This window comes from Streptomyces sp. AK010, assembly GCF_014207295.1.
GTDB classification, from domain to species: domain Bacteria; phylum Actinomycetota; class Actinomycetes; order Streptomycetales; family Streptomycetaceae; genus Streptomyces; species Streptomyces massasporeus.
In genome coordinates this window covers 148,563-170,792 of sequence record NZ_JACHCX010000018.1, presented here as the reverse complement: position 1 = coordinate 170,792, position 22,230 = coordinate 148,563, and the positions used below count along the sequence as shown (strand labels likewise).

Annotated in this window: 20 protein-coding genes and 5 pseudogenes; 13 read left to right on the top strand and 12 right to left on the bottom strand. The window is 71.8% G+C overall.

Going from position 1 to position 22,230, the window contains the following annotated elements:
- Positions 1-299: 299 nt before the first annotated feature.
- The 3 genes from HDC93_RS29525 (at position 300) to HDC93_RS29510 (ending at position 6,005) form a co-directional block, all read left to right on the top strand.
- Complete coding sequence (locus HDC93_RS29525) at positions 300-3,509, top strand: glycosyl hydrolase family 95 catalytic domain-containing protein (protein WP_185013887.1); 3,210 nt, start codon at positions 300-302, stop codon at positions 3,507-3,509.
- A 96-nt stretch (positions 3,510-3,605) separates the two neighbouring features.
- Positions 3,606-4,685 (top strand): hypothetical protein, encoded by a 1,080-nt coding sequence (locus HDC93_RS38840; protein WP_260419823.1) that lies wholly within the window; start codon positions 3,606-3,608, stop codon positions 4,683-4,685.
- Between the two features lie 225 nt (positions 4,686-4,910).
- Positions 4,911-6,005 (top strand): glutamate--cysteine ligase, encoded by a 1,095-nt coding sequence (locus HDC93_RS29510; protein WP_185013885.1) that lies wholly within the window; start codon positions 4,911-4,913, stop codon positions 6,003-6,005.
- A gap of 17 nt (positions 6,006-6,022) precedes the next feature.
- On the opposite strand, the gene HDC93_RS38835 is transcribed toward HDC93_RS29510, so the two are convergent.
- From HDC93_RS38835 to HDC93_RS29495, 3 genes and pseudogenes are all read right to left on the bottom strand, one after another.
- Positions 6,023-6,199, bottom strand: coding sequence for a hypothetical protein (locus HDC93_RS38835; RefSeq protein ID WP_260419822.1), 177 nt, complete (start codon positions 6,197-6,199; stop codon positions 6,023-6,025).
- A gap of 178 nt (positions 6,200-6,377) precedes the next feature.
- Positions 6,378-6,590, bottom strand: a pseudogene (locus HDC93_RS29500) (DNA alkylation repair protein); the annotation flags it as partial.
- Positions 6,590-6,889 (bottom strand): annotated as a pseudogene (locus tag HDC93_RS29495) (acyl-CoA dehydrogenase); the annotation flags it as partial. The pseudogenes HDC93_RS29495 and HDC93_RS29500, both read right to left, overlap by 1 nt.
- Between HDC93_RS29495 and HDC93_RS29490 the strand changes: the two are divergent.
- From HDC93_RS29490 to HDC93_RS29480, 3 genes and pseudogenes are all read left to right on the top strand, one after another.
- A pseudogene (locus HDC93_RS29490) lies at positions 6,880-7,437 on the top strand (LLM class flavin-dependent oxidoreductase); the annotation flags it as partial. The pseudogenes HDC93_RS29495 and HDC93_RS29490 sit on opposite strands and share 10 nt — an antisense overlap.
- Before the next feature lie 60 nt (positions 7,438-7,497).
- Positions 7,498-7,950: pseudogene (locus HDC93_RS29485) on the top strand (DNA glycosylase AlkZ-like family protein); the annotation flags it as partial.
- 130 nt (positions 7,951-8,080) lie between these two features.
- The gene (locus tag HDC93_RS29480; protein WP_185013884.1) at positions 8,081-8,644 is read left to right on the top strand and encodes a hypothetical protein; all 564 of its coding nucleotides are present in this window, start codon (positions 8,081-8,083) and stop codon (positions 8,642-8,644) included.
- 82 nt (positions 8,645-8,726) lie between these two features.
- Here HDC93_RS29480 and HDC93_RS29475 read toward each other — a convergent pair whose 3' ends face one another.
- From HDC93_RS29475 to HDC93_RS29450, 6 genes and pseudogenes are all read right to left on the bottom strand, one after another.
- Positions 8,727-9,386, bottom strand: a complete 660-nt coding sequence (locus HDC93_RS29475; protein ID WP_185013883.1) for an MSMEG_1061 family FMN-dependent PPOX-type flavoprotein — start codon at positions 9,384-9,386, stop codon at positions 8,727-8,729.
- A 164-nt stretch (positions 9,387-9,550) separates the two neighbouring features.
- Complete coding sequence (locus HDC93_RS29470) at positions 9,551-9,757, bottom strand: hypothetical protein (protein WP_185013899.1); 207 nt, start codon at positions 9,755-9,757, stop codon at positions 9,551-9,553.
- A gap of 62 nt (positions 9,758-9,819) precedes the next feature.
- Complete coding sequence (locus tag HDC93_RS29465) at positions 9,820-10,275, bottom strand: hypothetical protein (RefSeq protein WP_185013882.1); 456 nt, start codon at positions 10,273-10,275, stop codon at positions 9,820-9,822.
- Between the two features lie 169 nt (positions 10,276-10,444).
- Positions 10,445-12,109, bottom strand: coding sequence for a cytosine permease (locus tag HDC93_RS29460; RefSeq protein ID WP_185013881.1), 1,665 nt, complete (start codon positions 12,107-12,109; stop codon positions 10,445-10,447).
- A 131-nt stretch (positions 12,110-12,240) separates the two neighbouring features.
- Positions 12,241-12,994 (bottom strand): annotated as a pseudogene (locus HDC93_RS29455) (hypothetical protein); the annotation flags it as partial.
- 302 nt (positions 12,995-13,296) lie between these two features.
- Positions 13,297-13,662, bottom strand: a complete 366-nt coding sequence (locus tag HDC93_RS29450) for a DUF6479 family protein (protein WP_185013880.1) — start codon at positions 13,660-13,662, stop codon at positions 13,297-13,299.
- Positions 13,663-13,870: 208 nt separating this feature from the next.
- Here HDC93_RS29450 and HDC93_RS29445 point away from each other — a divergent pair, with 208 nt between their 5' ends.
- The 3 genes from HDC93_RS29445 (at position 13,871) to HDC93_RS29435 (ending at position 17,367) form a co-directional block, all read left to right on the top strand.
- Complete coding sequence (locus HDC93_RS29445; protein ID WP_031103717.1) at positions 13,871-14,245, top strand: ferredoxin; 375 nt, start codon at positions 13,871-13,873, stop codon at positions 14,243-14,245.
- Positions 14,246-14,322: 77 nt separating this feature from the next.
- Positions 14,323-15,501: an acyl-CoA dehydrogenase family protein gene (locus HDC93_RS29440; RefSeq protein WP_185013879.1), complete on the top strand. Its 1,179-nt coding sequence runs from the start codon at positions 14,323-14,325 to the stop codon at positions 15,499-15,501.
- A gap of 135 nt (positions 15,502-15,636) precedes the next feature.
- On the top strand, positions 15,637-17,367 hold the full coding sequence (locus HDC93_RS29435; RefSeq protein WP_185013878.1) for a GAF domain-containing protein: 1,731 nt from the start codon (positions 15,637-15,639) through the stop codon (positions 17,365-17,367).
- A 22-nt stretch (positions 17,368-17,389) separates the two neighbouring features.
- Here the strand turns inward: HDC93_RS29435 and HDC93_RS29430 are convergent, their stop codons facing one another.
- Positions 17,390-18,091 (bottom strand): response regulator transcription factor, encoded by a 702-nt coding sequence (locus HDC93_RS29430; RefSeq protein WP_185013877.1) that lies wholly within the window; start codon positions 18,089-18,091, stop codon positions 17,390-17,392.
- A gap of 434 nt (positions 18,092-18,525) precedes the next feature.
- On the opposite strand from HDC93_RS29430, the gene HDC93_RS39440 reads away from it, so the two are divergent.
- Both HDC93_RS39440 and HDC93_RS29425 read left to right on the top strand, forming a co-directional pair.
- A complete protein-coding gene (locus HDC93_RS39440; protein WP_311774649.1) occupies positions 18,526-18,654 on the top strand; it encodes a hypothetical protein in 129 nt (42 codons plus the stop codon).
- Positions 18,655-18,670: 16 nt separating this feature from the next.
- A complete protein-coding gene (locus HDC93_RS29425) occupies positions 18,671-19,168 on the top strand; it encodes a flavodoxin domain-containing protein (RefSeq protein ID WP_185013876.1) in 498 nt (165 codons plus the stop codon).
- A gap of 5 nt (positions 19,169-19,173) precedes the next feature.
- Here HDC93_RS29425 and HDC93_RS29420 read toward each other — a convergent pair whose 3' ends face one another.
- Entirely contained in the window at positions 19,174-19,557 is a 384-nt protein-coding gene (locus HDC93_RS29420; RefSeq protein WP_185013875.1) for an STAS domain-containing protein, read from the bottom strand.
- Between the two features lie 275 nt (positions 19,558-19,832).
- Here HDC93_RS29420 and HDC93_RS29415 point away from each other — a divergent pair, with 275 nt between their 5' ends.
- Together HDC93_RS29415 and HDC93_RS29410 are read left to right on the top strand one after the other, a co-directional pair.
- Positions 19,833-20,906 carry a zinc-dependent alcohol dehydrogenase family protein gene (locus HDC93_RS29415; protein WP_185013874.1) on the top strand — a complete coding sequence of 358 codons (1,074 nt, stop codon included), beginning with the start codon at positions 19,833-19,835 and terminating at the stop codon, positions 20,904-20,906.
- 22 nt (positions 20,907-20,928) lie between these two features.
- On the top strand, positions 20,929-21,606 hold the full coding sequence (locus HDC93_RS29410; RefSeq protein WP_185013873.1) for a pyridoxamine 5'-phosphate oxidase family protein: 678 nt from the start codon (positions 20,929-20,931) through the stop codon (positions 21,604-21,606).
- Between the two features lie 105 nt (positions 21,607-21,711).
- On the opposite strand, the gene HDC93_RS29405 is transcribed toward HDC93_RS29410, so the two are convergent.
- Complete coding sequence (locus HDC93_RS29405; protein ID WP_185013872.1) at positions 21,712-22,170, bottom strand: cyclic nucleotide-binding domain-containing protein; 459 nt, start codon at positions 22,168-22,170, stop codon at positions 21,712-21,714.
- Between the last annotated feature and the right edge of the window lie 60 nt (positions 22,171-22,230).

Sequence of the window (22,230 nt, the reverse complement as noted above, 5' to 3'; positions counted from 1 at the left end):
AACGAACTGAACGTCCGAACCCTCCCTCGGCGACACCGACACCATGCCTGATCAGCGGAAACTCAACGATCGCGTCCGGAAAGACAACGGCTTCTGAGACTGGTCCATGTGCCTCTGGCCTTCATTTTCGCAGTCCGGGAGGGGCCGGGCCAGTTGTCGACCTTGCTGGTTGTCGAGTGATGCACACCCCTAGACATCCGATCTATAGCGCGGCGACGATGTTCCAGCCGTCGATTGGTGTCGATGTGGCGACGCCTCCTTCCGTGAAAGAGCCGATGAATGGGCCGGGAGATCTCACCGTGGTCAAAGAATCCCAACCGCAGCGACGCAGCCTTCTCAAGTTCGGCGGCGGCCTCGCCCTCGCGCCGGTGGTCTCACGAGTGACCGGCACCTCTCTGGGAGGGCAGGCTGTCGCCGCGGAGGCCGGGGTGCCCGCGGCCTTCCGGTGGCCCACCCTGTCGCGCGAGGCGCTGACCTACTCCGTACCTGCCGCGGACTGGCAGTCACAGGCCCTGCCCATCGGCAACGGCCGGCTCGGCGCCATGCTCTTCGCCGATCCCCACGAGGAGCGTATCCAGTTCAACGAGCAGAGCCTGTGGGGCGGGGTCAACGACTACGACAACGCCCTGGCGGGCAAGCCGGACAGCGCATTCGACACCGGCATGACCGGCTTCGGCTCGTACCGGAACTTCGGTGACGTCGTCGTCACCTTCGCTCCCCGGACGAGCCCGAAGGTCACCGCTCCCGGAGGTCCGTACAGCAGCAGCTCGTCGGAGGGCGTCGACAAGAGTCATGACGGTGAGTCGCGTACCAAGTGGTGCATCGAGGGGCCGGGCCCGAAGGTGCAGTGGCAGGTCGAGCTGCCCGCCCCCGCGGCGGTCGCGTCGTACCGGCTGACGAGTGCCGACGACGTACCGCAGCGCGACCCGCAGGAGTGGACGTTCTCCGGTTCCACCGACGGCACCGCCTGGACCACGCTCGACAGACGTACTCTGGACGCGCCCTTCGAAAACCGTTTCCAGACCAAGGAGTTCACCTGCGCCGAGAGCGCGGCCTACCGCTTCTACCGCTTCGACTTCACACCGAAAGCGGGGGTCGGTCACTTCCAGGTGAGCGAGATCGGCCTGGCCGGCGTCGACCTCGGCGCGGACGGGGTGATGTACCTGTCGTCGCCGAGCGGGCACTCCAGGGGATCCGGCACCGGGGCACGGTCGCGGGCCACGGGCATCTCGAGTTCGGTGGACCGCGATCCCGCCACGGTCTGGCGGGTCGAACCGGTAGCGCCGGAGGTCGTGTGGCAGGCCGACCTGCCCCGCGCGGTCGCCGTCACCTCGTACACCCTGACGGCGGCCCCGGACCGCCCGAAGGACGATCCCAGGCGATGGCGGCTGGAAGCGTCGCAGGACGGGCAGGCCTGGACGACCCTCGACACGCAGAACCCCGCGGCTCCCTTCGCCGGGCGCGGTGAGACCCGGACCTTCCGGATCACCAACAGCACCGCCTACCGCGCCTACCGGCTCACCCTGACACCCCGCGCGTCGTCCGACGGCATCCAGATCGCAAAGATCGCGCTGGAGGGCAAGGGCTTCGACACACGCACCCTGCGGACGGTCGTCGACTACCGGCGCTCCCTCGACTTCGTGAAGGGCCTCCACGTCACCCGCTTCGGCGCGCCGGGACGGCGCGTCCTGCGAGAGGCCTTCGCCGGCCGCTCCGCGGACGTCATGGTCTTCCGGTACACCGCGGAGCGCGCCGGGGACCTCTCTGGGGCGATAGCGCTGACGTCCGCACAGGACGAGGCCCCGACGACCGTCGACGCCGCCGCGGGGCGGATCGCCTTCAGCGGTGTCATGGGCAACGGCCTCAAGCACGCGTGCGCCGTCCAGGCGGTGCACACCGACGGCGACCTCCACGCAGACGGGCAGGTGCTCCGGTTCAGCGGCTGCACGACCCTGACCCTGTTCCTCGACGCCCGCACCGACTACAAGCTCGACGCCGCCGCCGGATGGCGCGGGGCCGATCCGGCACCGCTCGTCGCCAGGACACTCGGCAAGGCAGCCGCCCGGCCCTACAAAGGACTGCGCGACGAGCACACCGCCGAAGTCGGTGCCCTGATGAAACGCGTCGCCGTCGACTGGGGCACCTCCGGCGCCGCCGTCACGGCAATGCCGACCGACGCCCGGCTGGCCCGCTACGCGGCCGGCGCGGCGGACCCGACACTCGAGCAGACGATGTTCGACTACGGCCGCTACCTGCTGATCAGCTCCTCCCGCCCGAACGGCCTGCCCGCCAACCTCCAGGGCCTGTGGAACGACAGCAACCAGCCCGCCTGGGCTTCGGACTACCACACCAACATCAATGTGCAGATGAACTACTGGGGTGCCGAGACGACGAACCTGCCGGAGTGCCACGAGGCACTCGTCCGGTTCGTGGAGCAGGTGGCGGTGCCCAGCCGCGTGGCGACCCGTAACGCCTTCGGCAAGGACACCCGGGGCTGGACCGCCCGCACCAGCCAGAGCGTCTTCGGCGGCAACGCCTGGGAGTGGAACACTGTCGCGAGTGCCTGGTACGCGCAACACCTGTACGAGCACTGGGCGTTCACCCAGGACCTGGACTACCTCCGGACCGTCGCCCATCCGATGATCAAGGAGATCTGCCAGTTCTGGGAGGACCACCTCAGGGAACGCGAGGACGGACTCCTCGTCGCCCCCAACGGCTGGTCCCCCGAGCACGGGCCGCGCGAGGACGGCGTCATGTACGACCAGCAGATCATCTGGGACCTGTTCCAGAACTACCTCGACTGCGAAGCGGTACTCGAGGCGGACCCCGCCTACCGGGCCAGGATCGCGGACCTGCAGGCCCGCCTCGCACCGAACAAGATCGGCAAGTGGGGCCAACTGCAGGAGTGGCAGGAGGACATCGACAGCCCCACCGACATCCACCGCCACACGTCGCACCTCTTCGCCGTCTACCCGGGACGCCAGATCACCCCCGGCACGCCGGACTTCGCGGCCGCCGCCCTCGTCTCCCTCAAGGCGCGGTGCGGCGAGAAGGAAGGCGTCCCGTTCACGGCCGGGACGGTGTCGGGCGACAGCCGCCGCTCCTGGACCTGGCCCTGGCGGGCGGCCCTCTTCGCCCGCCTGGGCGACGGGCAGCGCGCCCGGATCATGCTGCGCGGGCTCCTGACCTACAACACGCTGCCCAACCTGTTCTGCAACCACCCGCCCTTCCAGATGGACGGCAACCTCGGCATCTCCGGCGCCGTGGCGGAGATGCTGCTGCGGAGCCACGACGGCGTCATCCACCTGCTGCCCGCCCTGCCGGACGACTGGAAGGCCAGGGGCTCCTTCACCGGACTCCGCGCCCGGGGCGGCTACGAGGTCGACTGCACGTGGCGCAACGGCAAGGTCACGTCGTACACCGTCACGGCCGACCGGGCCCGGAACCGGAGCAAGGTCACCGTGCGGGTGAACGGCACCGACAGGAAGGTGACGCCGGCCAAGCCCTGACCGCAGGAGCCGGAGGGGAACAGCTTTCCCACCGCTGTTCCACGGCCGTTCACAGCCGTCCCCCGCGCCGAGGTCTGCGAGGATCGCGGTGAACGGGTGTCTTCGCCCACCTGCACGAGTTCCGGAGGGACGGCGATCCACCCCTTCACCGCCCCGGCCCGCGCCCGCGCCACGGGCGGCCGGCACAGCACGACGGGACCGGGCCCGGCCACGGCGGAACCGGGCCGGCCCGTCATCACGCCACCGACCCCGGCCACGGCGGTATCGGGGAAGCCGCGCAGGCCCACCGTCCGGCTCGTTGCCGCCGTGAGTGCGGCGCTGGTGCTGGCGTTGGCCGCCTGCGGCCCGAGCGGCTCCGACGACCGGGGTGCCGGGGACCGCGACGCCAGGTACAGGCGCGTCGTCGAAGACCCGCATCCGCGCCCCGCCGACGTCATCGAGGCGGCCGGGGCCCCCACGGGAGTGGCCCGCGCGGACGACGGCTCACTGCTCCTGACCTTCGACGCCGGCAACGTCGAGGACGACGAGGGGCCGGCCGCCTCCGGCCTGGCGCATCGTCGGCCCCGACGGCCGTACGGTCGCCGAGCACGCGGAACACGGGGACGCGGAGGCGGTGCGCGCCGAGTTCAAGGGGGCGCCCAGGGGCTTCGTGCGGGTGCCGACCGGTCCCCGGACTCGCGGACCGGCGCGGCGCCCTCCGCGTCCGGCGCATCCTCGCCCAGTGCCCCCGGTGCCCCGCCCTACGGGGAACCCGGCGTCGGCGACGGCGCCCCGCACCACAACGAGAACAACGCCTACCGCCGCGAGGGCGGCATGGCACCGGCCCACGAGAAGGACGCCCGGCGGCAGGCCGACCGCATCCGCCCGGTGCTGAAGCGGCTGTGGGAGGAACGCGAGTGGGACCCCGCTACCGTCCGGGCCGCCCTGCTCCGGCTCGGCTACGAGGAGGAGCGCGTCACGAAGGGCGGCAGGCGCCTCGGCGGCACGCTCACCGTCACGGGGATGCTCGCGCGCTGGAAGGACGACGGCTACGTCACGCCCGAGGGGACGCGGGTCGCCCTGCGCGTGCACGACGACGCCTGTGTGTCGGCGTTCGTGCAGAAGTCGAACGTCGAGGTGCGGACGAACGGCCCGTACCCGGAGACGGGCTGCTTCGAGCCGCCGTACGGCCACTGAGAGGGCCGGGGCGCCTCTTCGCCGCAAGCGATTTCTCTGTCCGTGTCATGTTTCGTTCCGACGTGAGCGCGGCACTCGGTAATCCGCGAGCGTGCCCCTGAGGTGACCGTCGCTGGATGCGGCGTGCCTGACACGCGCCAGGATCCGGCCCGGTTCCGCCGGGCGGAACAGAGGGTGCGCGCCAGGATCCGGCCCGGTTCCGCCGGGCGGAACAGAGGGTGGTCGATGACGACGATCGGCGTGGAAGAGGAGTACCTGCTGCTCGACCCGGTCACGGGCCTGCCGGTACCTCAGGCGGACAAAGTGCGCGCCACGGCGGGCCTGGGGCACCTGGTGACCGACCAGGAAGTGCAGTACGAGCTGCTCCAGGCGCAGGTCGAGGTGGCCACGCCGGTCTGCGAAACCCTGGAGGAGGTCGGCGGCCATCTGCTGCGGCTGCGCCACGCCATCGGCGTCGCCGCCGATCAGCACGACTGCCGGATCGGAGTGTGCGGGACGCCGCCGGTGCGGCACGGCCGGCCCATCGCCGTCACCGACCAGGCCCGCTACCGGGCCATGGTGACCCAGGCGCCGCAACTCGTGGCGGAGCAGCTCGTCAACGGCACGCACGTGCATGTGGCCGTACCCGACCGGGAAGCGGGCGTGCAGGTCCTGAACCGGATCCGCTCCCGGCTCCCGACGCTGACCGCCATGTCGGCGAACTCGCCCCTCTGGGACGGCCACGACACGGGCTTCGCGAGCTGGCGCACGGTGATCTTCAGCCGGTGGCCGGTCAGCGGCATGCCCCCCACCTTCCACGACGCCGAGGACTACGACCGGCGCGTGGCGCGGCTGCTGGAGTCCGGCCTGGTCTCCGACGTCGGCCAGCTCTACTGGCAGGCACGCCTCTCGGCCACCTACCCGACCATCGAGGTACGGTGCCTGGACGTCCAGCTGCGCGCGGACGAGGCGGTCATGCTCGCCGCTCTCGTCCGGGCCCTGGTGGAGACCGCCCTGGCGGAAGCCGCCGCCGACACACCCCTGCCGGACTGCGCGCCGGAACTGCTCCAGGCCGCCATGTGGCACGCCGCCCGGCATGGACTCGGCGACACCCTCGTCGACCCGGGCGGCACACCGCACCGGGCCGGCGACGTGCTCTACGAGTTCCTGCGGTACCTCGCTCCCGCCCTCGACGCATCCGGCGACTCCCGGCAGGTCACCTCCCTGATCCACCGGCTGCTGCAGGACGGGACCGGCGCGGACCGGCAGCGCGCCGCCCTCGCCCAGGGCGGTCTGCGCGCGGTCACCGAACTGGTCAGCGGCCAGAGCACGATGCCCTGACGCCGCGGATCCGCTCCTCAGGCCGTCGCGGCGCACGCGGCGCAGACGGCGGTGTCCACGCGCGTGTGGACGACCAGTCGCGTGCCGCCGGCGTCGGCGTCCGCATCGAGCGCGCGTTGGATGGGCGCGCTGTGCGGGGCCACTGACATCAGCGTGCCCGGCCCGCCGCACAGGCGGTGGACCCGGGGCACCACGCTGACCACCACGCCCCGGGCGGCCGGCTCGTCGAGGACGATGACGACGGGTGCCGGCCGGTAGGCCTGGACGAGGTCGCTGATCTTCGCGACGAGCGTGGCGCGCCCGCCGACGCCGGGGACCTCGTGGACCGCTGCTCATCGCCGGGGTGAGCGCAAGGCCCCCCGGGGAACCGGCCTACGACTGCTGCCTGCGCACCATCTCGTTGATCCAGACGGGCGCGTACGGCGAGGTGCAGCCCGGGGACGTGGGGTAGTCCTTGAGCACCTCCAGGCGCTCACCGATGTCGAGCGCCCTGGCCCGGAACTCGGGATGCTCGATGCCGATGCAGGCCAGGCAGTGGTTCATCGCCCACCGCAGTCGGTCCGGGGCGTCCTTCATGTCCGCCTCGACAGGACCTCCTCGTCCGCCGACAGGGAACCCAGTACGTCGGCGGCGGCGATCGGTACCGCGTCGAACTCCGCGCTGCCGCCCGCCGCCAGCCGCTGGCCGAAGGGGTCGGCGTCACCGTCGACGACCACCCCCGGGAGGGCCGGATCGACCACGAGCACGAGGGGTTCGCCGGTACCGGCCCGCACCGCCCGTACGGCGAGCCGGTCTGCGGCCAGGACACCGGCGGCGTAGCTCTGCCGGCCGTTCAGCACATACCCCCGCGTGTCCTTGGTGAGCATCAGCGCCGGTTCCTGGCGAGGGTGCCGACGTCCAGGTGTGGATCCCCGGCAGCAGCGGAGGGGAGAGCGCCGAGGTCGCCGGCCGCAACGGGCTGCGCTTCACCGCCAACTACCACGTCAGCCCGGCCACCGTCCTCGAAGCGGCCGAGGGCTACCGGGCCGCGTTCCAGCCGTCCGACCACCTCGACAAGCCCTACGTCAGCGTCTCCGCCGACGTCGTCGTCGCTGAGGACGACGAGACCGCCCGCGAACTGGCCACCGGCTACGGCCCGTGGGTCCGCAGCATCCGCACCGCCGAGGGCGCGATCCCCTTCCCCACCCCGCAGCAGGCCCGTGCCCACCCCTGGACCGAGCGGGACCGTGCCCTGGTCGCCGACCGCGTCGACACCCGGTTCGTGGGCTCGCCCGGCCGCGTCGCCGACCGGCTCGAACAACTGCGGGAGGCCACCGGCGCCGACGAGCTGATCATCACGACCATCACACACGGCCACGCCGACCGGGTGCGCTCCTACCGGCTCCTGGCGGAGGAGTGGCAACGCCGGAGACTCGTGAACAGCACTCAGTAGCTGTCGTAGACGGGCTTGCCCGTCGGACGGTAGACGCCGACGACGGTGCCGCTCTTCGTTGGCCCGGCCGCCTCGGCCGACCTGCGAGCCTGGTGCGGCCTGGCCGGGCTGCCCGGCGCGGTCTCCGCCGTGCGCGGGGAACTCGTCGCCTTCCGCGACGAGCGCGGCCGCGAACTGCCCGACCTCCCCGACGCTCCTCGCCCCGACCCCGACACCCCGGCACCTGTACGGTTCCTGCCGGCGTTCGACAACGCGATCCTCGGCTACCACGACCGCGGCCGGATCATCGACGACGACCACCGCCCTCTGTCCGTGGCCGGCGAACGTGTCGTCCTGGTCGACGGCAGGGTGGCCGCTACCTGGACCGTCGAGACGGACACGGTGCTCGTCACCCCGCTGCGCCGCTTCTCCCGGACCGACCGCACGAGTGTCGCCGAGGAGGGACGGGCGATGGCGTCCTTCCTCTCCGGCGACGGGAGCGACCGGGTACGGATCGAGGCCTCTCCCGTCTGAGCCACGCCCTCACGTGGTCGGAACGATCTGCCGGCGTTGATCGGCGAGCGTTCACGGCTGGCAGGCGCACACTGGAAGGGTGCTGCCGGTGCTCACGAGGGGGTGTCGGCCCGTGAAAACGTCAGAGCGTATGACCGTACGGTGGTGGCGGTGGCGTCGCAACGTGCTCAAACGGCGCGTCGACGTCGTCGAAGCCTGGGTCGTGCTGGCCGGGTGGGTGCTCGCCCTGGTGGGCGGAGTGGTCGCCGGGCTGGTGGCGGCGGGCACGGTCGAGCAGGCCGTCGAACGGCAGCGGGCCGAGAGCCGCCAGGTCCCGGCGGTGGTCGTCAAGGACGCACCCGGCCCGCCGTCGGCCGGTGCGGCGAGCGACCACCGGGTGTGGGGCAAGGTGCGGTGGACCGCGCCGGACGGCTCGACCCACCGGGACGAGGCCCGGGTACCACCCAGGGCCCCTGCCGGGAGCACCCTCTCCGTGTGGGTGGACCGGAGCGGTGACCTTACGACGCCTCCGGTGTCCAGTGGCGAGGCCTGGCTGCACACCGCCATGGGCGGTGCGCTCGCCGGGGTCTTCGCCGGCAGTGCGGTACTGGGAGCCACCTGGCTGACCCGCCTGGTCCTCGACCGGCGGCGCATGGCTCAGTGGGACGCCGAGTGGGAGCGGATCGACACGAGAAGGGGCTGGAAGACGGGCTGACGGGTCACCCCGAGACCGATCTCGGGGCGGGCCGCCCTCGCGGTTCGACAGGCTGGTGATCCAACGTCCGCAGGGCGTCCCCTCACGCGTACCGGCACTTCAGCGCATCCGCCTCTGCCTGCTCGATGGCCTCGGTCGTCAGCTCCGGCATCCGCAGCTGGGCCGGCGTCACCTCGGCCGAGGTCGGCCGGGCGTCCGCCGGAAGCCACTGCTCCGGCTTCCGGGCCCCGCCGCGCGGAAGCGACTTGGGGCAGTGCGGGTAGACCTCCTCGATCCCCAGCACCAGCGCACTGGCCGGCGGTTTGCCCACGGCGGTCAACTGCGACAGCAACTCCGGACGGGTGGAGACGCAGGCCCGGCCGTTCATCCGGAGCGTCGTGGTGCGCCCCGGGATGATGAACAGCAGCCCGGCCCGCCCGGTGGCGATGACGTTCTGCCAGGTGTCCAGACGCTCGTTTCCGGTCGCGTCCGGTATCGCCACCGTCGGCGCGCCCAGGACGGCGACGAACCCGGCGGGGCCGCCGCGCGGGGAAACTTCACAGTTGCCTTCGGCGTCCGCGCCGGCGACCAGGACCAGCGAGGCGCAGCCGATCAATCGCCGGGTCCGCTCGGTGAGTTCGGTCATCTGCTTGCGCATGGCCGTGTCCGCGGGCAGTTCGTAGACCCGGCGCAACGCGTCCTGGTCGGCCACGGCGTCGAGGCGGAGCGAGCCGAAGGCACTGCCGGCAAGGGATGTCGTCATGCCCCTGAAGCTAACTGGCCGACTCATGACCGGTCTTGAGCGGTGAGTGACCGATCGCGGGCCGGTCCATCGGGGGCCGGGTCATCGGGGGCCGGGTCACTCAAAGGCTGTCCCGCGATTCCTGACCGCTCGGAAGGCGGTGACGCGTCGCGGTCGGCGGTCCGTCAGAGGTCGTACGGCTTCTCCGTGCTCCGATTCAGCACGTCGGCCTCCTTCCAGCTGAACTGCGGCTTCTCGCCCTCGGGGCGGACGGAGTAGAGGGGGCCGTTGTGACCGTCGTCTCCGCGCAGCGCGATGGCGAAGGACTGCGCCGTGTGGTTCTGCGAGCCGTAGGTAACAGGACAACTGGGCGCAGGCGCACCGGTGTTCACGCCGTGCCGGTCAGTCGTGCAGCGGCTCCGGTTGCCGCGCCACGAGGGAGGGCAGCCGTGCGCTACCGGGAGGGCAGCGCGACCGGGGACGCAGAGGGGAGGGGCGTGGCAGTGGGCAGCCGTGCCGTGGCCCCCTCGACCTGCCGCACCGAGTTCTCACCGGGCCGGTGGCCCGTGCCCGCGCCGGTGGACAGCTGGGACCAGGCCCCCAGAGCCAGGGCGACGGCAGCCGCGGTGGCGACGACCCGACCGGCGCGCCGGACCTTGGACCGGCGGTCCAGGTCCCGCCACGCCACACGGACCCACAGGTCCTCCGGCAGCCACAGGTCACCGACGGCGTGCGGGGGCTGGAGCTGCCGGCCCGCCGCCCGCTCCTTCGCGGAGGGTTCCCTGGGGGCGGAGAGCCGTATGGCGGACTCGCTGTCCGTGAGGAACCTCAGCCACACCTCGTCGGGGACCGGGGGAACGCCGTACGGCTCGCGGGGAGCTCCCCGCCCGTCCGGCTCTTCGGTGGTCACGTCCCGTCATCCCCTTTCCGGCCGTCGGCCTGATCCTTGCGCAGCGCAAGATCAGTATGCCGCCCGGCTGCCGGAGCCGCCCCCTCGTCCGGGCCCGCACCGCGCGTCCGAGACCGGTTTGGAACGTGCCGTACGGCGGGAGCGCCCGACCGCGCTCCCGCCGCACGGGTCAGACCCCGGCGGGCAGGACGTGGTCGCCGACCTTGTCGGTGCTCAGGCACAGGGAGCAGACGACCGCGTCGTGCGTGCGGCAGGCCGCCACGTCCGGCCGCTCGAACTGCTGCCGGCACACATGGCACTCGTAGGCGACCGCGCTGGGGTTGCCGTCCTCGTCCAGCAGGGGCTCGGCGACGCCGTCGTCGGTGCGGCGCAGGTAGTACCGGCCTTTGGTGATCACGGCCATCAGCGGCGTGAGGACGAAGGCGATGACGGCCGCGGCGACGGGGGAGTACGGCTGGAGCGCGTCGCCGAGGGCGTGGAAGTACATGGCGATGGACAGCCCCGAGGCGGCGACGAAGGAGACGACCCCGACGGGGTTGACGGCGTAGAGCATGCCGCGGCGGAACTCGGGGGCGTGCGGGGACAGCTTCAGCACGTACTTGTTGATGCCGATGTCGGTGGCCACCGTGACCACCCAGGCGATCGCGCAGTTCGAGTAGAAGCCCAGGATGCTGTTGAGGAAACTGAACATGTCGGCCTCCATCAGGGCCAGCGCGAAGCCCAGGTTGACCAGCACGAAGACCATCCGGCCCGGGTAGCGCCGGGTGACCCGGGTGAAGGAGTTGGTCCAGGCGAGCGAGCCCGAGTACGCGTTCGTCACGTTGATCTTGATCTGGCTGATCACGACCAGCACCACGGCGAGGGGAACGACGAGCCACGACGGCATCATCGCGTCGAAGGCGCCCTTGAACTGCTGGATCGGCTCGGGCGCGGCGGAGGCACCGACCTCGGCGATGATGTACACCGCGAGGAACACGCCGATGGCCTGCTTCAGCGCGCCCAGCACGACCCAGCCCGGGCCGGCCATCACCACGGCCGTCCACCAACTGAGCTTGTTCGCCTCGGTCTTGGGCGGCATGAAGCGCAAGTAGTCGATCTGCTCGCCGATCTGCGCGATCAGCGACAGGCACACGCCCGCGCCGAGCAGCACGGAGGCCGTGTTGATGCCGCCGTCCCCGTCGGTTCCCGCGTAGGCGAGGAAGCGGTCGACGGTGCCCGGGTCGGTGGCGACCAGGTAGACCAGCGGGCCGACCATCAGCAGCAGCCAGATCGGGGTGGTCCACACCTGCAGCTTGCTCAGCGCCGTCATGCCGTAGATCACCAAGGGGATCACCATCAGCGTGGAGACCAAGTACCCGAGCCAGAGCGGCAGTCCAAGGCCCAGCTTCAGGCCCTGCGCCATGATCGAGCCTTCGAGGGCGAAGAAGATGAAGGTGAAACTGGCAAAGATGACGCTGGTGAGGACCGAGCCGAAGTAGCCGAACCCGGAACCGCGGGTGATCAGGTCCAGGTCGATGTTGTAGCGGGCCCCGTAGTAGGCCAGCGGAAATCCGGTCACGAAGATGACGACGGCGGCGACGGCGATCGCGAGCAGCGCGTTCCCGGTGCCGTGGGCCAGGCCGATGCCGGCCCCGATGGAGAAGTCGGCCATGTAGGCGATGCCGCCGAGCGCGGTCGTCGCCACCACCATCGGGGTCCAGCGCCGGTAACTGCGCGGCGCGAAACGGAGCGTGTAGTCCTCGAGGGTCTCCTTGACGGCCTGGTCCGTGCCCGGCGCTGCCTGCTGTGCGGGTTCCGGCTCGGCGACCTCGGCCAGTCGTGGCTCGGCACTCATGCCACGCCTCCTTGCTGCGGGTTGGGGACTGACAAGGCAGGCACGGTAGGCAGCGGTCATTACCCCTAAATACTTCCTGCGTGAAGGGAATGTTTCGGTGCCATCTCACGGGTCGCCGGTGTCGGTCTACGCACCCCCAGCACGAACAGCACGTATCCCGCGTAGGACCCGGAAGCCAGCGCGGCCATCCCGAGGACCGTCGTCAGGGACGGCCACCTGAGCCGCCGCATCGCGCGGGCGAGCGGGACGAACAGCGGGAAGAGCGGGAGCAGATAACGTGAGACGTTGCCGACGTACTGCGGGGTCGTCATCACCATGAGGTACGACAGGACGGTGTGGACGACGAGTACGGCAGGCGGTCGCAGGCGCATCAGCAGCACGGTCAGCACCGGCACCATCAGCACCACGCAGACGCCGATGACGTCCTCGAAGGGCATCGCGAAGAGGTAGTCGAAGTGCCCGACGGGGGTGGACGTCAGCACGTTGAACGAGTGGACTCCCCAGTCGAACCTGTGGCCCCAGGCGCCGTCCTGGAGCTTGGAGCAGCCGTTGAGGGCGCCCATGCGGTAGTTGACCCAGGCGAGGTAGCCGAACAGGCCCAGGGGCGCGATCGCCACGACGGCCAGGGGGCGGCGAAAGCCGTCCTCACGCCGGCGCAGGGCCATGACAGCGGCGAAAGGCCAGGGCGGCCACCAGCGCGACCGCGGTGGGCCGGCAGAGCCCGGCCGCGAAGGTCAGCACTCCCGCGGTCAGCCAGCGACGGGTCATGACGGCGTGACAGGCCCACGCGGCGAGGGCCGTGTAGAGGGATTCCGAGTACCGAGACCACTCCGTGCCCGAGCCGGGCCAGACCGCCCGCAGCCCGGCCGCGACCAGACGTGAGCCGACGCGCGACATGGAGCAGCGTCGGCCAACGGGCGGCCGCGAACTCGTCGAAGCCGTCCGCCCGAACCTGCTCCATCCTCACCGTCCTGCGTCTCAGTGGCCCCCTGCACCACTCACAAGACGCCGCCCCCCGCTCCACGATGCGCGTGAAACCTGTGATGCACCTCACGTCTGTGTCCGTCCGCCGGTCCGGCTGCCGGCTCACCCCTCTGCTGCCGGTCCCGGACACGGAAAGAGGGCCCGTGCACACGCACGGGCCCTTCCAGGTTTACGCGGCCACGCCGGCCACCGGCTCTCGGAGGTCAGCCACCGCCCGGGCCGCCGCTGCCGAACGAACCACTGCTGCCCTCGTTCCAGCGAGGGCGCTCCTGCGACGCGCTCGTCCGGTCGCTCATGGTGCCGTGCCCCTTCAGCTGGTGCGGGGTCAGGCGCTCGTCGCTCCGGGGGACCTCCTCGGGCTCCCGGCGCTCACTCGTCTCGCGGACCGGGCCCCCCTCGGGCAGCCGCGGCTGCTCGTCCGGGCGCGGTGTGGGCAGCTCCCTGCGCTTGCCGCGCACGCCGAGGGCGAAGGCTCCCAGCAGCAGGGCCACGACCACCACACCCGCCACGACCAGCCCGATGCCGACGGCGCCGCTGCCCGCGGCCATCTCCATCCATGCGCTCTTCATGGCACGCGGGTACCCCGGGTCCCCTCCGTGAACCTGCCGGACACGCGCGACGCCCGCCGCGCCGCACGGAACCCCGGTGCACCGCAGGAACACCTGGGAACCCCGGTGCGCCGCAGGAACACCTGGGAACCCCGGTGCGCCGCACGGAACCCCGGCGCACCGGGCAGCCCAGGGTTTGACCGGGGTCGACCGGGGCTACCCGCGCGGTGTGACTTCGACGACATCCCAGCAGGAGCTGTTCCGGTTCCTGGAGGACCGTTTCGCCTGTGCGCAGGCGTGCACGGAGTGCGCGCGGGCGTGCGCGCTGCGCGCAAGCCTCGTGGATCCCGACGGCACCGAGAACCAGGAACTCGTACGACGCAAGGGCATCATGTGCGCGGAGGTCTGCGACGCGACCTGCCGTGTGCTGTCCGAGCAGAACCAGGTGGACGAGAGCACCATCCGAGTCCAGGTGGAGTGGTGCCGGACCGTGTGCCTGGAGGCCGCCCACGTCTTCGACCGGCAACCTGGGGCGGAGGACTCGGCGGCGGCGTGCCGCGCCTGTGCACGGGCGTGCACGGACTTCCTCGCCACGCTGAACTGACCGACGCCATTCACAATTTCTGAAACACGTTCTACGGTGTGCGCCGACAGGACCGGCCTTGGGAGCCTGGAGGCGCCGTGCACCTCGAATACACGCCCGAGCAGCAGCGGCTGCGCACCGAACTGCGGTCCTACTTCGCCGAGCTCGTCCCGGACCACGCCTACGCCCGGCACGGCGACCCGGCCGCCCAGAAGCGGTTCTACCGCGAGACCATCCGCAGGCTCGGCGCGGACGGCTGGCTCGGCGTGGGCTGGCCGAAGGAGTACGGCGGGCGCGGCCTGACGGCCATGGAGCAGTTCATCTTCTTCGACGAGGCCGCCCAGGCCGGTGTCCCGCTGCCGCTGATGGCGCTGAACACCGTCGGCCCGACGATCATGCAGTACGGCACCGACGAGCAGAAGGCGTACTTCCTGCCGAGGATCCTCTCCGGCGAGATCGACTTCGCCATCGGCTACAGCGAGCCCGGCGCCGGCACCGACCTCGCGTCCTTGCGCACCAGGGCGGTACGGGAGGGCGACGCGTACGTCGTCGACGGCCAGAAGATCTGGACGACCAACGGGGACACGGCCGACTGGGTGTGGCTTGCGGTCCGCACCGACCCGGACGCCCCACCGCACAAGGGCATCACCATGCTCCTGGTGCCGACGACCGACCCGGGCTACTCCTGCACCCTGATCAACACCCTCGCCTCGCACGACACCACCGCCAGCTACTACGAGAACGTCCGCGTCCCCGTCTCCCGCCGGGTCGGTGCCGAGAACCAGGGCTGGCGGCTGATCACCAACCAGCTCAACCACGAGCGCGTGACCCTGGCCGCCCACGGCACCATGGCGATCCGCGCCCTGCACGACGTGCAGCGCTGGGCGATGGAGACCAAGCTCGCCGACGGCCGGCGCGTCGTCGACCTGCCCTGGGTGCGCCGCCTGCTGGCCCGCACCCACGCCCGGCTGGACGCGCTCAAGCTGCTCAACTGGCAGATGGTCGGCGCCGTCCAGGACGGCACCCTCACCCCCCAGGACGCCTCCGCCGTCAAGGTCTACGGCTCGGAGGCCCGGCGCGACGCCTACGCCTGGCTCATGGAGATCGTCGCGGCCCCCGGGGCCCTGAAGGAGGGCTCGGCGGGAGCGGTCCTGCACGGAGAACTCGAACGCGGCTACCGCTCGGCGGTCATCTTCACCTTCGGCGGCGGCAACAACGAGATCCAGCGGGAGATCATCTCGTGGATCGGGCTGGGGATGCCGCGGGTGCGGCGCTGACGGGTCCCGCGCGAGCGACGGCAGAGCCGGCCCCGGGCTCCCGCGGCACGTCGGCGCCGAGGGCGTGACCCCACTATCGTGAGGCGAAGAAGGCGCCCTTCCGGGTGCGTCCGCGGGGACCGGTCGGAGGAGACGATGAGCGGGGAACGGCCCGGTCGTTCCGAGCAGCGGCTGCCCAAGCTGCGGCTGGACGAGCTGCTGGACGAGCTCCAGGCGCGGATCGACGCGGCGCGCGGCACCCAGGACCGGGTGCACAGCCTGCTCGAAGCGGTGCTGTCGGTCGGCCGGGAGCTGGATCTGCCGCAGGTGCTCCGGCGCATCGTCGAAGCGGCGGTGGTGCTGGTGGACGCCGAGTACGGGGCTCTGGGCGTCATCGGCGACGACCGCATGCTCTCCGAGTTCCACACCGTCGGCATCAGCGGCGAACAGCGGGCCCGGATCGGCGACCTGCCCAGCGGGCACGGCATCCTGGGCGAGCTGATCCGGCACCCGGAGCCGCTGCGGCTGGCGGAGATCTCCGAGCACTCCTCCTCGTACGGCTTTCCGCCCCACCACCCGCCGATGCACTCGTTCCTGGGAGTGCCCATCCGGGTGCGCGACCAGGTGTTCGGCAACCTCTACCTCACCGAGAAGCGCGGCGCGGCGGAGTTCGACGCCGAGGACGAGTCGGTGCTCTCCACGCTCGCGGTGGCGGCGGGCGTGGCGATCGAGAACGCCCGGCTGTACGAGGAGACGCGGCTGCGCGAGCGGTGGCTGGGAGCCAGCTCGGAGGTCACGCGGGCGCTGTTGTCGGGTGCGCCGAGCAGGGACGTCCTGGAACTGATCGTGGAGCAGGCCCGGCAGATCACCGACGCCGATGTCGGGATGATCGCCGAGCGGGTGCCGGAGGAGAACGCGCTGCGGCCGCTGCTCGCCGTGGGGCTGGGCGCGGACCAACGCAGCGGTCTGGTGATGTCGGGCCAGGACGGGTTCGTGGCGGCCGTCCTGACCACGGCTGAACCGGTGGTGAGCGCGGACGTCCAGGAGGACCCGCGGACCAGCCGGGACTCCGCGCAGTGGGCCGGAGTCGGGCCCGTGGTCGGGGTGCCGCTGGAAGCCGGCGGCAAGGCGGGAGGGGTGCTGTTGCTGGGGCGCGCGGTGGGCCGTACACCGTTCACGGACACCGACACACGGCCCCTGCTGGGATTCGCCGGGCAGGCGGCCCTGGCCCTGGAGCTGGCCGAGCGGCGGCGGGACGCCGAGCAGATCGCGCTGCTCCGGGACCGTGACCGGATCGCCCGGGACCTGCACGACCTGGCCATCCAGCGGCTGTTCGCGGCCGGGATGACCTTGCAGAGCGCCCAGCGCTTCATCGACCACCCGGAGGCCGAGGAGAGGCTGTCGCGGACCGTCGACGACCTGGACGAGACCATCAAGATCATCCGCTCCACGATCTTCGGACTGCGGGCACAGGGCGGCACCCGGGAGGGCAGCGGCCTGCGCGCCCGGGTGTCGGACGCGGTCACGGCGGCGACGTCGGCCCTCGGCTTCGCCCCCGCCGTACGGATCGAAGGGCTGGTCGACACGGACGTGCCGGGCGAGGTCGCCGATCACACGATCGCGGTGCTGGGCGAGGCCCTGAGCAACACGGCCCGGCACGCCGGGGCGCGTTCCGCGGACGTGTACCTGCGGTACGCCCAGGGCCGGCTGACGCTCACGGTGATCGACGACGGACGCGGGATCCCCCAGGACGCCGTCCGCAGCGGACTCAAGAACATGGAGGAGCGGGCCGCCGCGCTCGGCGGCGATCTCCTGCTCGGTGAGGGGCCGGAAGGCGGCGGCACCCGGGTGGAATGGCGGGTACCGGTGCGGCCGGCGCAGGACTGACGACCGGCACCCCGGTCCCGGATCAGCGCCCCGGGCGCTCGCTCGGCTCCGGGTGCTCCAGCTGGGACGCGAGGACCGCTGCCTGGACGCGGCGCTGGACGCCGAGCTTGGCGAGCAGCCGGGAGATGTGGTTCTTGACGGTCTTCTCGGAGAGGTAGAGCCTCTTGCCGATCTCGCGGTTGGTCAGACCGTCCCCGATCAGGACGAGGATCTCCCGCTCGCGCGGCGACAGACTCGCCAGCTCGGGCGCGACAGCGGGTTCCTCGGACGGTTCGGCGCGCAGCGAGCGCATCAGCCGGGCCGTGGTCTGCGGGTCGAGCATGGACCTCCCGGAGGCCACCGTGCGCACCGCCGAGACCAGGTCGGAGCCCTTGATCTGCTTGAGGACATAACCGGAGGCCCCGGCCATGATCGCGTCGAGGAGGGCCTCCTCGTCGTCGAACGAGGTCAGCATCAGACAGGCCAGCTCGGGCATGCGGCTGCGCAGTTCGCGGCAGACGGTGATGCCGTCGCCGTCGGGCAGGCGCACGTCGAGCACCGCCACATCGGGGCGCAGTGCCGGGCCCCGGGCCAGCGCGTGCTCGACGTTCTCGGCGTCCCCGACCACCGCGATGTCGGGTTCGGCGTCCAGCAGATCGGCCAGACCACGGCGCACGACCTCGTGGTCGTCGAGCAGGAAGACCCGGATCGGGTGCTCCTCGGTGAAGCTGCGCGGCTCGGTCATCAGGACCCCTCGTTCCCCGGAGCGCCGGAAGCACGGACTGCGGAACCGCCCGTGCTCACGATCATCACGGGCGGGGGCCGGATGCACCAGGGCCGATCGGCCCAAGTCATACCGATGGCATACCGGGGCCGCACCTCTCCCGCGCCTCCGCCGGAACCGGCCGTCCCCGTGGGGCCACCGCGACGGGGGGCCGCGGTAGGGCCGGTCGGCCCCGGTACGGGACGTGTGGCATCTCCACGGCGGGGCCGGTCGAAGCGACGCTGGAACCATCACCCTGCGGCCCGACGCGGAGATCCGCGAAGAGGTGATCGAGGAGGTGCTGGTGCGTGTGCTGTGGCTGATGCCCCGCAGCATCGACGTCGTCACCGCGGACGGGGTGGTCACGCTCGCCGGACGGCTGGAAAACCCGCAGCGAAGCGGAGATCGCCGTCGCCATGACCCGGCAGATCGACGGCGTGGTCGCGGTCGTCGGCGAGCTCACCTGGCGCCTCGACGACACGCGTCAGCGATCGGACGAGCAGGTGCTGCACGGCGTGACCGACGACCGGCTGCGCACACTGTGAGAGGAGGCGGACCGGCATGCCCATGAACGTGCTCGTCGCCTACGGAACGACGAACGGATCGACCGCGGAGATCGCCGAGACCATCGCCGAGGTCCTGCGCAAGGAGGGGCTGACGGCCGAAGCCCTCCCGGCCGGCGCCGTGCCGGACGTGGCGGCGTACGACGCCGTCGTGGTCGGGGGCGGCCTGTACGCCGGCCACTGGCACAAGGACGCGCGCAGTTTCGTCCGGCGCCACGGCAAAGCCCTGGGGGAGCGCCCGCTGTGGCTCTTCAGCAGCGGTCCGCTGGACCCCTCGGCTTCGGAGCGGGACATTCCGCCCGTTCCCGGAGTGAAGAAGGCCATGAACCGGCTCGACGCCCAGGAGCACGTCACCTTCGGCGGCTGCCTCCGGGAAGGTGCCAAGGGCTGGGTCGCCCGGATGATCCTCCGCAACGGAAAGGGCGGGGACTTCCGCGACTTCGAGCGGATCGAGGCATGGGCGGCGAGGATCGGCCACGAACTCACCCTCGTGTGACGCGCTCAGAGTACCGCGCTGTCGACGGTGTCCGTCGCGGGTGGGCCGGCAACTCCCACCGGCATGCGGGGAAGCAGTTCGAAGACCCCCTCCATACCGGTGTGCCGCAGAACGCGCCGCAGAGCGGTGCTGCCCGTGACCAGACGCAGCCGGCCGTGCCGCGCCCGCACCCGGTTGCGCACCCGGCACAGGACCCCGAGCCCCGAGCAGTCGATGAACGACACCGGGCGCAGGTCCAGGACCAGGTCCGGACAGGGACCGGAGGTCAGCATGTCGAGGCGGGCCCTGAGGGCCGGCGCCGCGAGCAGGTCGAGCTCGCCGCTCAGGGTCACGACGTGGGCCGTCCCCACCTGGAGCTGCTGCGTGGACCTGCCGGGGATGTCGGACATGGTCCGATCAAAGCGGGTCGGCGCGATGTGCGGTAGGGCCGATCGGCCCTTGTCGGCCGGGCCCGCGAGGACCGGCGCGGTAGGAATCCCGGACGGAGGGATCCGCAGGGCCCCGGACGGAGGGATCCGCAGGACCCCGGACGGACCGCCCCGCTACACCCCGGTCGGCCCGTGGACGGGACCGGCCGGCCCAAGCGCGTCGCACCGATCCGCGCCAAGCTGGAACTGAGGTGCACACCGGTCACAACCGCCCGTGCCAGGAAGGTGGAAACTCCATGAAGGCCTACGTGTTCCACGGCCCGGGACAGTCCGCCTGGGAGGACGTCCCGGATCCCGGTGTCAAGGAGCCGACCGACGCCATCGTCCGCGTCGACGCCGTCACGATCTGCGGAACGGACCTGCACATCCTCAAGGGCGACGTCCCCGAGGTGCGCCCCGGCACGGTGCTGGGGCACGAGGCGGTCGGCGAGGTCGTCGACGTCGGCGGTGACGTGCGCACCGTGCGGCCCGGCGACCGGGTGCTGGTCTCCTGCATCACCGCCTGCGGCCGCTGCCACTCCTGCCGGCAGGGCATGTACGGCCAGTGCCGGGGCGGCGGAGGCTGGATCCTGGGCCACCTGGTCGACGGCACCCAGGCCGAGTACGTCCGCGTGCCCTTCGCGGATCTCTCGGCGCACCCGCTGCCCAGCGCCCTGGACAGCGAGGACGCCGTGCTGCTGGCCGACATCTTCCCGACCTCCTACGAGGTCGGCGTGCTCAACGGGCACGTGCGGCCGGGCGACACCGTCGCCGTCGTGGGCGCCGGCCCCGTCGGGCTCGCAGCGGTCGCGACCGCCCGGCTGTTCGCTCCGGAACGCATCGTCGCGGTCGACCTCGCCGCCGCGCGGCTGGAAGCGGCCAGGCACCTCGGCGCGGACGCGGTGGCGGACGCCCGGGAGGTCCCTGAACAGCTGGTCGAGGACCTCACCGACGGACTGGGCGCGGACGTGGTCGTCGAAGCGGTCGGCCTGCCGGAGACGTTCGAGCTGTGCACGCGCATGGTGCGGCCCGGCGGCCATGTCGCCAACGTCGGCGTGCACGGCAGGCCCGTGACCCTCCATCTGGAAGACCTGTGGATCAAGAACGTCACCATCACCACAGGACTGGTGGACACGTACTCCACCCCCACTCTGCTCCGGATGGCGGCCGCGGGGCGCCTGCCCACCGGGCAGCTGGTCACGCACACCTTCCCGCTGACCCGCATGGAGGAGGCGTACGACGTCTTCGCCCGGGCCGCCGACACCGGGGCGCTCAAGGTCGTCCTGGGCGAGGAGCCGCATGAGGAAGTCGTCCCCTACCGGGCGGCCTGACGAAGGAGAGAGGTGACGGGTCATGACCGAACGGGCCTCGTCGCATGCCGTCGAAGGACGCCCGATGGGTGACCTCGGGCGGCGGATCACCCAGCGGCGCACGGAACTCGGCCTGAGCCGGCAGGAGGCGGCGACCCGGGCGGGCATGGCGCCCGCCTACCTCCAGTACCTGGAGGAGCGGCCGACGGCCGACCCGGGCGCGGGCTCCCTCCTGCGGCTGGCGGGAGCGCTGAAGACCACGGTGTGGCACCTGACCGGTGGCGACACCGAGCTGCCACCCGGACTCGGGCGGGCCGCCCAGACGCCCCGGTTCACGGAGCTGACCGAGGCCGAGTGCCGCTCCCTGCTGTCGACCCACGGGGTCGGACGCCTCGCCGTGCCCACGGATTCCGGGCCGGTCGTCGTACCGGTGAACTACAGCGTCGTCGAGGGCGGGATCGTCTTCCGCACCGAGCCCGGCACGACCCCGGCACAGGCGGACGGCCACCAGGTCGCCTTCGAAGCCGACCGCATCGACGAAGCGTTCAGCGAGGGCTGGAGCGTGCTGGTGCGGGGCCCCGCGACGACGGTGACCGATCCGGACGAGGTCGCCCGTCTCGAAGAGCAGGCCTTCAGCACACCCTGGGCGGGAGGCCGGCGTGACCTGTGGCTGCGTGTCGAGCCCGTCGCCGTCACCGGGCGCCGGATCACGGTGGCCTGACCGCGGGTGCCCCGCCGCGACAGGCCGCCCGCCCGACCCGGCCCCCGGCCGTGAGGCGGACGGAGCGGGGCCGGGCCGGCGGGGCCGGGCCGGCGGGGCCGTCCCTCACATGCGGCTTCCGCTGCCGTAGGGGGCGTACAGATCGAGCAACCGGACACGCGACGCGTGCAGCCGGTGGGCGACCACCCGGCCGACCCAGTCCGCGATCGCACGGCCGAACTCGGGCTCCCGCGCGCACATCGCCCGTACCGCCTCCGCGTCGAACTCCCAGGCCCGCACCGGGCTCATCGCCTCCGCGCCCAGATGCCACACGTGCGGCGGGAAGTGCCACGACCAGCCGATCAGCTCCCCGTGGCCGAGGGACTCGACGACAGCCGCCCGCCGGCCGGGGACACGGAGGTCGAGCGCGACCGTCCCGGTCCGCACGATCCAGAAGCGGTCGGCGCGCCGCCCTTCCTCGAAGATGCGGGTGCCCGTGTCGACAGACACCTCGCGGGCCACGCTCATCAGCCGCTCGCGATGCCCGGCTGTGAGGCCCGTGGACAGGTTGGTGGTGGAGGTCATCGCCCGGCTCCCTTCAGCTCCCGCCCGGTCGGACGGCGAGTCCGTCGTGCAGCGCCGTGC